The organism is Pseudomonas brassicacearum (assembly GCF_003732175.1).
Lineage (GTDB): Bacteria > Pseudomonadota > Gammaproteobacteria > Pseudomonadales > Pseudomonadaceae > Aquipseudomonas > Aquipseudomonas brassicacearum_G.
On sequence record NZ_MOBI01000013.1, the window covers coordinates 333,385 to 346,691 of the forward strand.

The 13,307-nt window shown below is 58.6% G+C and carries 12 protein-coding genes; 2 read left to right on the forward strand and 10 right to left on the reverse strand.

Annotated elements, in window-relative coordinates:
* Positions 1–27: 27 nt before the first annotated feature.
* Genes adeC through emhA form a run of 3 tightly spaced genes read right to left on the reverse strand, consistent with a single transcriptional unit; the run spans position 28 to position 5,810 of the window.
* Entirely contained in the window at positions 28–1,488 is a 1,461-nt protein-coding gene (gene adeC, locus BK658_RS12410; protein WP_123582527.1) for an AdeC/AdeK/OprM family multidrug efflux complex outer membrane factor, read from the reverse strand.
* Entirely contained in the window at positions 1,485–4,649 is a 3,165-nt protein-coding gene (gene emhB, locus BK658_RS12415; RefSeq protein WP_123582528.1) for an efflux RND transporter permease subunit EmhB, read from the reverse strand. Before emhB ends, adeC begins: the two co-directional genes overlap by 4 nt.
* 3 nt (positions 4,650–4,652) lie before the next feature.
* The gene (gene emhA, locus BK658_RS12420; protein ID WP_123582529.1) at positions 4,653–5,810 is read right to left on the reverse strand and encodes an efflux RND transporter periplasmic adaptor subunit EmhA; all 1,158 of its coding nucleotides are present in this window, start codon (positions 5,808–5,810) and stop codon (positions 4,653–4,655) included.
* 265 nt (positions 5,811–6,075) lie between these two features.
* Between emhA and emhR the strand changes: the two genes are divergently transcribed.
* Positions 6,076–6,708, forward strand: coding sequence for an efflux system transcriptional repressor EmhR (gene emhR / locus BK658_RS12425; protein ID WP_123582530.1), 633 nt, complete (start codon positions 6,076–6,078; stop codon positions 6,706–6,708).
* Between the two features lie 190 nt (positions 6,709–6,898).
* Here emhR and BK658_RS12430 read toward each other — a convergent pair whose 3' ends face one another.
* From BK658_RS12430 to BK658_RS12450, 5 genes are all read right to left on the reverse strand, one after another.
* A complete protein-coding gene (locus BK658_RS12430) occupies positions 6,899–7,546 on the reverse strand; it encodes a hypothetical protein (RefSeq protein ID WP_123582531.1) in 648 nt (215 codons plus the stop codon).
* Positions 7,547–7,598: 52 nt separating this feature from the next.
* On the reverse strand, positions 7,599–8,045 hold the full coding sequence (locus BK658_RS12435) for a hypothetical protein (RefSeq protein ID WP_123582532.1): 447 nt from the start codon (positions 8,043–8,045) through the stop codon (positions 7,599–7,601).
* A gap of 139 nt (positions 8,046–8,184) precedes the next feature.
* Complete coding sequence (locus BK658_RS12440; RefSeq protein WP_103318771.1) at positions 8,185–9,234, reverse strand: alkene reductase; 1,050 nt, start codon at positions 9,232–9,234, stop codon at positions 8,185–8,187.
* Positions 9,235–9,256: 22 nt separating this feature from the next.
* The gene (locus tag BK658_RS12445) at positions 9,257–10,423 is read right to left on the reverse strand and encodes an MFS transporter (RefSeq protein ID WP_123582533.1); all 1,167 of its coding nucleotides are present in this window, start codon (positions 10,421–10,423) and stop codon (positions 9,257–9,259) included.
* 34 nt (positions 10,424–10,457) lie between these two features.
* Positions 10,458–10,763 (reverse strand): ArsR/SmtB family transcription factor, encoded by a 306-nt coding sequence (locus tag BK658_RS12450; RefSeq protein ID WP_054596057.1) that lies wholly within the window; start codon positions 10,761–10,763, stop codon positions 10,458–10,460.
* 169 nt (positions 10,764–10,932) lie between these two features.
* On the opposite strand from BK658_RS12450, the gene BK658_RS12455 reads away from it, so the two are divergent.
* A complete protein-coding gene (locus tag BK658_RS12455; protein ID WP_123582534.1) occupies positions 10,933–11,517 on the forward strand; it encodes an acyl carrier protein phosphodiesterase in 585 nt (194 codons plus the stop codon).
* Positions 11,518–11,631: 114 nt separating this feature from the next.
* On the opposite strand, the gene BK658_RS12460 is transcribed toward BK658_RS12455, so the two are convergent.
* Together BK658_RS12460 and olsB are read right to left on the reverse strand one after the other, a co-directional pair.
* Positions 11,632–12,423 carry a lysophospholipid acyltransferase family protein gene (locus tag BK658_RS12460; RefSeq protein ID WP_123582535.1) on the reverse strand — a complete coding sequence of 264 codons (792 nt, stop codon included), beginning with the start codon at positions 12,421–12,423 and terminating at the stop codon, positions 11,632–11,634.
* A complete protein-coding gene (gene olsB, locus BK658_RS12465) occupies positions 12,423–13,178 on the reverse strand; it encodes an L-ornithine N(alpha)-acyltransferase (RefSeq protein WP_123582536.1) in 756 nt (251 codons plus the stop codon). Before olsB ends, BK658_RS12460 begins: the two co-directional genes overlap by 1 nt.
* Positions 13,179–13,307 lie beyond the last annotated feature (129 nt).

The following is a 13,307-nucleotide window of genomic DNA, read 5'->3' on the forward strand; positions in this document are numbered from 1 at the left end:
TGGTGGGCTTCGTTTTTGCGGGTGCTATCAGAACATCTTCAGCTTCGGTGCTTCTTCTTTCACCGGCTCGTTCTTCGCGGTTTGCGCGTTCCAGCCACCACCCAGTGCCTTGTACAGATTCACTTCGCTGATCAGTTGCGACAGGCGGTCGGTGATCAACGATTGCTGCGCAGTGAACAACTGACGCTGGGCGTCGAGGAAGGTCAGGTTGCTGTCGATACCAATGCGGTAGCGACGCTCGGCCAGGCGGTAGTAATTCTGGTTGGCGGCCACCAGATCACGCTGGGCCTGCAACTGTTCGTTGAAGGTCAGGCGTGCAGCGAGGCCGTCGGAGACTTCCTGGAAGGCGGTCTGGATCGACTTTTCGTACTGCGCGATCGTGATGTCCTTCTGGATTTTCGAGTAATCCAGGCTGGCGCTCAGGCTACCGGCATTGAAGATCGGCAGGTTGATTTGGGGCTGGAACAGCCAGGTCCCCGAACCACCCTTGAACAGACCCGATAGATCCGGGCTCAGGGTGCCGGCATTGGCGGTCAGGCTGATGCTCGGGAAGAACGCTGCCCGTGCCGCGCCGATGTTGGCGTTGGCGGCCTTGAGCTTGTGTTCGGCTTCAAGGATGTCCGGGCGACGTTGCAGCAGGTCAGACGGCAGACCGGCCGGCACTTCGCTGAGCAGGTCATCGGACAACGGCTGGCCCGTTGCCAGGTTGGCCGGTACACCGGTACCCAACAGCAGTGTCAGGCTGTTTTCGTCCTGGGCGACCAGGCGAGTGAATTTCGCCTGTTGGACCCGGGCGGTCTCCACGGCCGTACGCGACTGGCTCAGGTCCAACGCCGAAGCGACGCCGACTTCGTTGCTACGGGAGGTGAGCCGGTAGCTTTCTTCGAAGGTCCTGAGGGTGTCCTGGGACAGCTTCAGCTGTTCCTTGTCGGCCTGCCAGGTCAGGTAGGCGTTGGCCACGCTGGCCACCAGGCTGATCTGGGTGCTGCGGCGTGCCTCTTCAGTGGCGAAGTACGATTGCAGCGCTTGTTCGTTCAGGCTGCGAACCCGACCGAACAGGTCGAGCTCATAGGCGCTGACGCCCACGGTGGCCGAGTAGCTGCTGCTGATGCCCTCTTTACCGGTCTGCGACGCTCGCGCCGGCACTCGTTGACGGCTGCCGGTGCCGGTTGCCGAGACGGCCGGGAACAGGTCGGCGCGCGAAATGCGGTATTGGGCCGCAAAGGCGTCGATGTTCAGCGCCGCGACACGCAGGTCGCGGTTGTTTTCCAGAGCGGTCTGGATCAACTGTTGCAGCGCCGGGTCACGGAAAAACTGCTTCCAGCCTTGTTCGGCGGCAGCCTGGCTCGCGGCCTGGGCCGGCGAGTACGCCGGACCCTGCGGGTATTGCGATGCAATCGGTGCGGCAGGCTGCTGATAATCCGGTATCAGCGAGCAGCCACCGAGCACGAACGCGGCGATGGCTAGGGAGAGTAGCGACTTGCTCATTGGCCAGCCTCTTTAGGAGTTTCAATAGCGTCGTCCTGGTCTGCGGTCTTGCGTTGACCCATCGACGACACAGTGACAAAGAACAGTGGGACCCAGAAGATCGCCAGTACGGTGGCCGTCAGCATACCGCCGATAACCCCGGTACCGATCGCATGCTGGCTACCCGAACCTGCGCCGGTGGAAATGGCCAGCGGTACCACGCCGAGGACGAAAGCCAGCGAGGTCATGATGATCGGTCGCAAACGCATCCGGCACGCTTCGATGGCTGCGTCAGTCAGGCTGCGCCCTTGTTCATGCAGTTCCTTGGCAAATTCGACAATCAGAATGGCGTTTTTCGCCGCCAGACCGATGGTTGTCAACAGACCCACCTGGAAATACACGTCATTGGACAGGCCGCGCAGGCTCGTGGCAAGCAGGGCACCGATGATCCCCAGCGGTACAACCAACATCACCGCAATCGGAATCGACCAGCTTTCGTACAGCGCCGCCAGACAGAGGAAGACCATCAGCAACGACAAAGCGTACAGCGCTGGAGCTTGCGAGCCGGACAGACGTTCTTCATACGACAGACCGGTCCAGGAAATACCCACGCCTGCCGGCAGTTTCTGGGCCAGGGCTTCGACTTCGGCCATGGCTTCACCGGTACTGTAACCAGGCGCTGGAGCCCCGAGGATTTCCATCGCTTCTACGCCGTTGTAACGCGCCAGCTTCGGCGAGCCGTAGATCCACTCGCCCTTGGCGAACGCGGAAAACGGAACCATGGCGCCCTGGCTGTTGCGTACGTACCATTTCTTCAGGTCTTCAGGGCTCATGCGAGCACCCGGCTGGCCTTGTACGTAAACCTTTTTCACTCGACCACGGTCGATGAAGTCGTTGACGTAGCTACTGCCCAGCGCGATCGACAGCGTGTTGTTGATGTCGGTCATCGTGATGCCCAAGGCACTGGCCTTTTCATCGTCGATTTCCAGCTGGTATTGCGGTTCGTCGTTCAGACCGTTCGGACGGACCTGCGACAGCACCTTGCTCTGCGCCGCCATACCGAGGAACTGGTTACGGGCAGCCATCAACTTGTCGTGACCGATGCCGGCGCGATCCTGCAGGAACACGTCGAAACCGGTGGCGTTACCCAACTCCAGTACCGCCGGTGGCGCGAATGCGAACACCATCGCGTCACGGAAGGTGAAGAAGTGCTGTTGGGCACGGGCCGCAACCTTGAACACGCTGTTGTCGGCGTTCCGCTCGGCCCATGGCCGGAGCATGATGAACGCCATGCCCGAACTCTGGCCACGGCCGGCGAAGTTGAAGCCGGTCACGGTAAACACCGAGTTCACTGCATCGCCTTCACCGCCGTCCTTGCCAGGACGCAGCAGGAATTCACGCATCTCGTCCACGACCACTTGGGTGCGCTGGGAGGTAGAGCCGGCCGGGGTCTGGACCTGGGCAAAGAGTACACCCTGGTCTTCTTCCGGCAGGAACGCCGTTGGAATGCGGGTGAACAGCCAGATCATGCCGACCACGATGATGACGTAGGCCAGCAGGTACGGCGCCTTGTGCTTGAGCATGTTGCCGACGCCGCGTTCGTAGCTTCTTACGCTACGGTCGAAGTTACGGTTGAACCAGCCGAAGAAGCCGCGTTTCGGAACGCCGTGCTCGCCTTTCGGAATCGCCTTGAGCATGGTGGCGCAGAGCGCCGGGGTGAAGATCAGGGCAACCAATACCGACAGGGCCATGGCCGAGACGATAGTGATCGAGAACTGTTTGTAGATCACCCCGGTAGAACCGCTGAAGAACGCCATCGGCAGCAGTACCGCCGACAGAACCAGTGCGATACCGACCAGTGCACCCTGGATCTGGCCCATGGATTTCTTGGTGGCTTCCTTGGGTGAGAGTCCTTCTTCGCTCATCACCCGTTCGACGTTTTCCACCACGACGATGGCATCGTCCACCAGCAAGCCGATGGCGAGCACCATACCGAACATGGTCAGGGTGTTGATGCTGAAGCCGAACGCCGCGAGGATCCCGAAGGTACCGAGCAGAACCACCGGTACGGTCATGGTGGTGATGACCGTGGCGCGGAAGTTTTGCAGGAACAGGAACATCACCAGGAACACCAGCACGATCGCTTCGACCAGGGTTTCAACTACACCCTTGATCGACTCGGTCACCACCGGAGTGGTGTCGTACGGGAACACCACTTCCATCCCTTCCGGGAAGAACGGCTTGAGGTTGTCGATGGTCTTGCGCAGGGCCTTGGCGGTGTCGAGGGCGTTGGCGCCGTTGGCCAGTTTCACTGCCAGACCGGAAGCCGGGCTGCCGTTGAACTGGGCGCTGATGCTGTAGTTCTCGCCACCGAGGCCGACATCGGCAACGTCAGACAGGCGAACCTGCGAGCCGTCCTTGTTGACCCGGAGCAGGATTTCCTTGAACTGCTCGGCTGTCTGCAAGCGGGTCTTGCCGATGATTGTGGCGTTCAGTTGTTGGCCGGGCAGGGCGGGCAGGCCGCCGAGTTGACCGGAGGAAACCTGGACGTTCTGCGCGGCGATGGCGGTTTTGACATCGACCGGGGTCAGGTTGAAGTTGTTCAACTTGGCCGGGTCGAGCCAGATACGCATGGCGTACTGGGCACCAAACACCTGGAAGTCACCGACACCCGCAGTCCGCGAGATCGGGTCCTGCATGTTGGAAACGATGTAGTTGGACAGGTCGTCCTTGGTCATGCTGCCGTCGCGCGAGACCACGCCGATGACCATCAGGAAGTTTTTCACTGCCTTGGTCACGCGGATACCCTGTTGCTGCACTTCTTGCGGCAGCAGCGGGGTGGCCAGGTTCAGTTTGTTCTGGACCTGAACCTGCGCGGTATCGGAGTTGGTGCCCTGCTCGAAGGTCGCGGTAATGGTCATGCTGCCGTCGGAGTTACTTTCCGAGGACACATAACGCAGGTTATCGATACCGTTGAGCTGCTGCTCGATCACCTGCACCACGGTGTCCTGCACGGTTTGTGCAGAAGCACCCGGGTAGGTGACGGAGATGGCGATCGCCGGCGGGGCGATGCTCGGGTACTGGTTGATCGGCAACTTGAGGATCGATAAAGCCCCGACCAACATGATCACCAGGGCAATTACCCAGGCGAAAATCGGACGGTCGATAAAAAATTTCGACATGGTTTACTCCCCTTTACCGCCAGCGGCAGTGTTAGCTGCCTGTGCGGGGGCTGGGTTCTTTGCGCCAACGTTAGTTGCTTCAGTGGCCTTGACTTCGACACCAGGTCTGACGAATTGCAGTCCTTCGGTGATCAGGCGATCGCCGGCCTTGAGGCCATCTTCAATCAGCCATTGGCTGCCGACCGTGCGGCTGGCCTTGAGCTGACGCAGCTCGACCTTGTTATCCGGACCGACCACCAGAGCGGTTGGCGTCCCCTTGAGGTCGCGGGTTACGCCCTGTTGCGGCGCGAGAATCGCGGCAGCATTCACACCGGCTTGCAGTTGGGCGTGAACGAACATGCCAGGCAACAAGGTGTGATCAGGGTTCGGGAACACTGCGCGCAAGGTCACGGAACCGGTGGTCTGGTCAACCGACACTTCGGAGAACTCGAGCTTGCCCTGTTGCTTGTACTGGCTGCCGTCTTCGAGGGTCAGCTTGACCATGGCGGCATTCTCGCCAGCCTTTTGCAGGCGACCGCTTTCCAGTTCGCGGCGCAGTTCCAGCAGCTCGACCGAGGACTGGGTAACGTCGACGTAGATCGGGTCCAGTTGCTGGATCACGGCCATGGCATCGGCCTGACCGCTGCTGACCAGCGCGCCTTCGGTGACCGAAGAGCGGCCGATGCGACCGGAAATCGGTGCGTAAACCTTGGTGTAGCGCACGTTGATCTCTGCGCTTTTCAGGGCGGCTTCCGATTGCAAGCGGTTGGCCACCGCGGTGTCGTATTCCTGACGGCTTACGGCTTGCTCGTTGACCAGTTGCTTGTAGCGATCGGAAATCGACTTGGTCGATTGCAGGTTGGCTTGTGCGCTGTTCAGGGTGGCCTGATAGACCGAAGGATCGATCTGGTAAAGCTGCTGGCCTTCCTTCACTTCACCGCCTTCCTTGAACAGGCGCTTGAGAATGATGCCATTGACCTGTGGGCGAACTTCCGCGATGCGGTAGGCCGTTGTGCGGCCCGGCAGCTCGGATGTCAGGGTAAAGGCTTGAGGTTGAAGGGTTACGACGCCGACCTGAGGGGTTGGAGCGGCAGGGGCCGCCTCTTCCTTTTTACATCCGCTGAGCAGCGATGCCAGGGCGACGGCAGTAACCAGAGCGGTAACAGCTGGCTTGAATTGCATGAAGATCCTCGGTCAGGCGCGCAACATGCGCACAAGAAATGTGGAAAGGTAAAAAAATTGTGCTGGGTGGATAAGTAGCTTGCTAAGGAATATACTTACGTTCATGGTTGTTTGTAAATAGCCTGGCTCAGTACCCGTCCGGTTACAAAAGTCGATGCAAGGTGAGAATTGTAGGCTGGGGATGAGACTTCAGAGCGCTCGCCCCACATTTGTTCAGACGGTGTACAGACATCGCTGAAGCATTCCTGATTGAGGTTTTACTGCCATGGTCCGTCGCACCAAAGAGGAAGCTCAAGAAACCCGCAGCCAGATACTCGAAGCGGCAGAAAAAGCCTTTTACGAAAGGGGCGTGGCGCGCACGACACTGGCGGACATCGCTACCCTGGCCGGTGTTACGCGTGGAGCCATCTACTGGCATTTCAGCAACAAGGCAGATCTGGTTCAGGCGATGCTCGACAGCTTGCATGAACCGCTGGATGAAATGGCCAGGGCGAGCGAAAGTGAAGAAGAAGAGGATCCGCTGGGATGCATGCGCAAACTGCTGATTCATTTGTTTCATCAAGTTGCCCTGGACCCGAAGACTCGACGCATCAATGAGATTCTGTTTCACAAGTGCGAATTCACTGATGAAATGTGTGATCTGCGCCAGCAGCGCCGCACCGTCAGTCTGGAGTGCAATGTGCGTATCGAACTGGCATTGCGTAATGCGGTGAAACGAGGCCAGTTGCCGGAAAATCTCGACACGGCCCGCGCAGCGATCAGCATTCATGCCTATGTTGACGGCATCCTGTATGGGTGGCTGCTCGCTCCCGACAGCTTTCAGCTGCACGCTGAAGCCGCGCGCTGGGTCGACACGGGTCTGGACATGCTGCGCTTGAGCCCCAGCCTGCGCAAATGAAACAAGATGCGTAATTGGATCCGATTCTGTCAATAGACGCGGGCGAAGATCAACTCTTCGCCCGCGTTGTCGTAATGGGTGCTTTTATATACGGACGCGCTTCGGGATGACAGGTAGCAAGCTACGTATTTTGTAGGAATTTTGTGTCGTAGATGTGAAAAAGTGAGAGCAATCCGGAAGGGGCATTGCTTCAGCCCAGCCTGATTTCCACCTCGAAATTGAAAGGCTCACTCTCTCCCATGCTCGTGATTTGGGTTGAGCAATTGATGTTGGATGAGCCAATGGAGGTGACGGTGTTTTTTACCCTTGCCGTGTGTGTTGGCGACAGAACGCCGAAGGACGTATTCATTATCATGCCGAGATCAAAACGTACCCCGACGTTCTGATCGATAAAATCCACGAACTGATTGAACATGATTTTATTTTTTGGCCAAGGATAGGCGTATGTATAGGCGAAATCGGATTTGAATGCTGTCTTGCCGTATGCGGGGAGCAGGAATGACTCACGCTCTGATTTGCCCAGTGGCAAGCTGGTCTGTGCAATGTTAAACGTGTGAGGGGAGTGGTTGATGAGTTTGACTATCACACGAGTGGTTTTCGAACTTTTGTTTTGATTTTGCCACTGTTCGATTTTTTTGTTCAGGGCGTGCTCCGAATTAATTTGATCTAACAGGCTGATTAATTCAATCTTGGCGATCCCAATCAACTTATCCAGTGCTTGCTGATTTTCCTCGCTGAATAGAAACGGCGTTAGCTTGTAAAGCATTCCAATGGAGGTGTAGTTGAAAAACGAGAGCAGGTCTTCGTAGTTGTTGCTGGTGTCTTTGATGTCGTTCATGTCGATTCCTTTCGATTAAGTAAGTGGTTTCAGGGTCTTGTCGGACCACGGTTCAGCGCTCCATGATGACGGCGAGCACATTGTAGTTGTAGGGGAAGCTGTCGCTTTTAGCTTCAAGAAAGGACTGACTGTAGATCGGTACCTCCCCAACGGACAGCGCGTGGTGTTCCCAAAAGAACTCAACTTTCGGTGGCCGATGATTCAGGCGTTTTCGATAAGTGTATTCAAAGGCTGTTTTGATATGCACGGTTTGACGGTAATTGGTGTAAATGGCTTGAGTGCTAAAAATGGTTTTTCTAATGTTGTAGTCGATATTAATGCTTTGCGGCAGCTGTGGATTGCCTTTCAAAGTAATTAGTTGAGTGCTGAGTGGCATGATTTTGGAGGGGAATTCTGGCGGAGTATCAATCAGGACGACGTCGTCCCGCCAGAATATCGAATCTGTGAGGTTGCTGAGTGTCAGTGTGAACGTGAGGTTGTTGTGTGGTGGTGCGTCCATGCTGGGTCACTTGTTGGTTTTGTTGGTGGTTCAACGTAACCCCGCTGTAAGTGTTGGTGCAATGCAGATGTTGTTTCATTAGTTGAACGTCTACCCATAAAGCCCGGGTACTTCTACCCGGGCTTTTTATGGATGGAACTTACAACGTTGGATAGTCGATATAACCGACCGGACCCTTGCCGTAGAACAGTTCTGGACGCGGTTCGTTCAATGGCGCATCGGCTTTCAGGCGTGCTGGCAGGTCGGGGTTGGCAATGAACGGCACGCCGAAGGCGACCGCATCGGCCTTGCCGCTGGAGAGCCAGGCGTTGGCGCTGTCCTTGGTGAAACGTTCGTTGGCAATGTATGGGCCGCCGAAGGCTTCTTTCAGTTGTGGGCCGAGGCTGTCGCCGGCTTCTTTCTCGCGGGAGCAAATAAACGCGATGCCGCGTTTACCCAGTTCGCGAGCGACGTAGGTGAAGGTTTCGGACAGGTTGTCGTCGCCCATGTCGTGGGAGTCGGCGCGGGGTGCCAGGTGCACACCGACGCGACCTGCGCCCCAGACTTCGATGGCGGCGTCGGTCACTTCCAGCAACAGGCGAGCACGGTTCTCCAGGGAGCCCCCGTAATTGTCGGTGCGCTGGTTGGTGCTGCTTTGCAGGAATTGGTCGAGCAGGTAGCCGTTGGCGCCGTGGATTTCCACGCCGTCGAAACCGGCAGCTTTGGCGTTTTCCGCACCGACGCGGTAAGCGTCGATGATGTCGGCGATTTCAGCCGTTTCCAGTGCGCGTGGCGTTGGGTAGTCGGCCAATGGGCGAACCAGGCTGACATGACCTTTTGGCTGGATGGCGCTCGGTGCAACCGGTGCTTCGCCGTTCAGGTAGGACGGGTGGGAAACCCGGCCCACATGCCACAATTGCAGGAATATCTTGCCGCCGGCGCCGTGGACCGCTTTGGTCACGTTGCTCCAGCCACGCACCTGGTCGTTGGACCAGATGCCCGGGGTGTCCGGGTAGCCGACGCCCATCGGCGTGACCGACGTGGCCTCGCTGAGGATCAGGCCGGCGGACGCGCGCTGCACGTAGTATTCAGCCATCAGCGCGTTGGGTACACGGCCTTCGTCGGCGCGGCAGCGGGTCAGTGGCGCCATGATGATGCGGTTTGCCAGTTGCAGGTCGCCAAGCTTGATCGGATCGAAAATAGTCGTCATTTAATACAACCCTCGTGAGGTATCAGTTGGTAGCAGGAGCCAGTTCGGGATTACCGCTCTGACGGAAAGTAATCAGGGTCACCAGTAGCGCGAGGATCGCCAGCGCAGCGGCCGCGAGGGGCACGCTGGTCAGGCCGAAACCGTGGGCGATGACGCTGCCGCCAACCCAGGCTCCGAGTGCGTTGCCGACATTGAAAGCGCCGATGTTCAGGGTCGATACCAGGTTCGGTGCCGCGTTGCCGAAGGTCACTACATTCACTTGCAGGGCAGGGACGGCGGCAAAGCACGCGGTGGCCCAGAGGAACAGAGTGATTTCGGTCGGGATCAATGCGACGCTGGTCCAGGTCAGTACGGTGGAGACCACCGCCATGCTGATGAACACGCCAATCAGCGTCGCCGCCATGCCTTTGTCAGCCAGCTTGCCGCCGATGATGTTGCCGACTGTCAGGCCCAAACCGATGAGCATCAGGGTCCAGGTCACGCCGCGTGGCGAGACACCGGTGACTTCGCCCAACAGCGGTGCGACGTAGGTAAACAAGGTGAAGACCGATGCGGCGAACAGTGCGGTCATGCTCAACGACAGCCAGATACCGGCGCCTTTGAGGGCGCGCAGTTCGGCGCGCATGTCGAGTTTTTCTTCATCACGTTTGGCCGGAAGGAAACGGATCAGGCCGATCAGCGCAATCACACCGATCACGGTCACCGCCCAGAAGGTCGAACGCCAACCGGCTTCCTGACCCAACGCAGTGCCCAGCGGTACGCCCAGCACGTTGGCCAGGGTCAGGCCGGTGAACATCAGGGCGACGGCCGAAGCACGCTTGTTGGCGGGCACCAGACCTGCCGCTACCACTGAGCCGATACCGAAGAACGCGCCATGGCACAGGGCGGTGACGACACGGGCGAACATCAGCACCTGATAATCACTGGCCAGGGCGCAGAGCAGGTTGCCGACAATGAAAATGCCCATCAACGCGACCAGCGCAGCCTTGCGTGGCAGTCTGGCGGTGGCCAGTGCCATGAACGGCGCACCGATGGCCACGCCCAGGGCGTAGCCGGTCACCAGCCACCCGGCGCCAGGGATCGACACACCAAGGTCGGCCGCTACATCGGGCAGCAAGCCCATAATGACGAACTCGGTGGTGCCGATGGCGAAGGCGCTGAGGGCCAGAATGAGGAGCGAGAGGGGCATTGTTGATTCCTTATCGGCGTACTGACGTAAAGGGTCAGAGCTCTTTGCTGAAGGTGCGGAGGAATTCCTGAATGGTTTCCTCGTTGCGTTTGAAAAAATGCCACTGGCCGACTTTACGGCTGCTGATCAGGCCGGCGCGTTGCAGGGTCGCCAGATGGGCGGAAACGGTGGATTGCGACAAACCGCAACGTTGATCGATCTGCCCGGCACAGACGCCGTGCTCGTTGCTGTGGGATTGGTCGGGGAATTCGACGGTCGGGTCTTTGAGCCAGTGCAGGATTTCTCGCCGTACCGGGTGCGCCAGGGCTTTTATTATTTCGTCGAGGTCAATGGTGGACATGGCAGTGCTCGGGTTGGGTAAAACGTTATATCGCGATGAGGCGAACTTTAAATCGGTATTTCGCGATATACAAATATGATTTTGATCTGAGGTCAGCCTAAATCGGTATATCGGGTTATAACGATATGTTGATTGTAAAAATACAAGGGGGCAGTGCTAAGCTGCGCCCATGAACTATCTCGCACATCTTCATCTCGGTGGCCAGCGCCCCGGTCAATTGCTCGGCAGTTTGTATGGCGATTTCGTCAAGGGTCGGCTGCAAGGGCAGTTCAATCCGGAGATCGAAGCGGCCATTGCGCTGCATCGCAGCATCGACGTGTTTACCGACCGCCATCCGTTGGTCGACCTGGCGTTGTCGCGCTTTACGCTGACGCGACGGCGGTATGCCGGCATCGTGCTCGATGTGTTTTTCGACCATTGCCTGGCGCGGGACTGGACGCTTTACGCGGACCAGCCGCTGGAACAGTTCACTTCGGATGTGTACCGGGTGCTGGCTGCCGAACCGCAGTTGCCGGGGCGACTGGCGCAGATTGCCCCGCACATGGAGGCGAATGACTGGCTCGGTTCTTATCGGGAGTTTGCGGTGCTGGACCAGGTGCTGCGGGGGATTTCACGGCGCCTGTCGCGGCCTGAAGAACTGGCTGCGGCGATGGAGGAGTTACAGCGGTTGTATGAACCGTTGAGCGATGACTTCCGGTTGTTCTATCCGCAGTTGCAAGGGTTTGCGCATAACCATTTGACTGCGCAAATCTAATGTGGGAGCAGCCGGGCGGCGTTCCGTTTGCTCGCGATAGCGTTTTAGCATTCAACGATGATGTTGACTGACACAACGCAATCGCGAGCAAGCTCGCTCCCACAGGGTACAGCGTCAAGCGGCTATGGCCGGACGTAACGGAGTTGACTGTGTTTCTGGCAACGCTCCAAACAACGCCTTCTGCACCGCTTGTTGCGCCGCAAAGGCCAACGCCGCGCGTTCCTGGCCGTGGCAGGCAATCGGTTTGAGCAGATGAATCTCGACGTCGCCCCGATCGTTGGCGAACAAGCGCATCAAGTGCGAGAGCAAGTCGTCATCACCAATGAACGGGGCGAGCGGGTCGATCTGGCCATCGCGCAGATAACGAACGGCCACCGGTTGCAGCGCCACGTCCGCGTCAATGGCTGCGGACAGCAAGCGACCATGAAAGGTGCGCAACGAACGGCCATCGGTGGTGGTGCCTTCCGGGAACATCAGCAATGGATGGGCTTGTTCCAGGTGGCGGCTCATCTGCTTGCGGATCAGTTGGCTGTCACCCGAACCTCGACGAATGAACAGGCTGCCAGCCTTGGCCGCGAGCCAGCCGGCGACCGGCCAGGTACGCACTTCGGCCTTGGACAGGAAGGACAAGGGCGTGAGCATGCCCAGCAGCGGGATGTCGGTCCAGGACACATGGTTACTGACCCAGAGCATCGGCTTTTGTGGCAGTTCACCGTGGACCGTCACGCGAAAGGGCAGGGCGTTGCTCAGCCGGGTCATGAAAAAACGCGACCAGCGTTGGCGCCGCACCATCGAGTTGGCAACTCCCATGCGCTCGAACAGCCCGAACACGCTGGCCATGCTCAAGCCCAGCGCGACCACCAGCAGCACTCGCGCGATCCGCGCGTACACCCGCAGCCGGCTCATCAGACTGCCGCCTTGAAGTGTTTGGCGTAACGCGGGCACAGTTCGTCACGCTTGAGCAGGATGAACACGTCGGCGACCTGGAAATCTTCGTCCCAGCACGGCTCACCGCAGATCTTCGCGCCCAGGCGCATGTAGGCCTTGAGCAGCGGCGGCATTTCGGCGATCACGTTGGACGGGATGTCGAGGGCCGGCAGCGGTTTCTTCGGTTCGGCGCGCAGGTGTTCGGTGCACAGATAGCGTTCACGCAAGCGCTGCATGATCGCCTGGGCCTGAATGCCGCCGTCCTGCATCGGAATGCTCGCGCAGCCCATCAGGTAGCTGTAGCCGCCCTGATTCAGCACTTCGGCCAACTCGCCCCAGAGCACGGCGATGGTGCCGCCGTTGCGGTAGGCCGGGTCGACGCAGGTGCGACCGATTTCCAGGATCGGCCCTTGCAGAAGCACCAGGCCGTGCAGGCTGAACTCTTCTTCACTGTAAAAGCGCCCCAGGCTGCTGGCGGCCTGATGGTCGAGCAAACGCGTCGTTGCTACCAGGCGTCCGCTATTCAAATCACGCACGCCAATGTGGGCGCAGTGAACATCATAGTCATCCATGTCCAGGCCCAACTCTGCGCCTTTGAGCTTGGCGTTGAATTCGCCGCTGAAAACGTTGAAGCGCAGGGCCTGGGCTTCCTGCAACGCCTCGGCGCCGATCAGGCGTTCGGCTTGCAGGCGGCGTTCATTGCCGGTGTCGCTGATGCGGGCGATCTGAGTCATTGCGAATCTCCGTACGGGCTGCTCACCCGTCTTGGGTTGCAGTCGATCGACTTTGTTGTGCAAAGTCAGGCTATGTAGCCCCGGTGTCATCGCCATGAAGCTTTGGTGATGCTTGTGTGACAGCCCTCG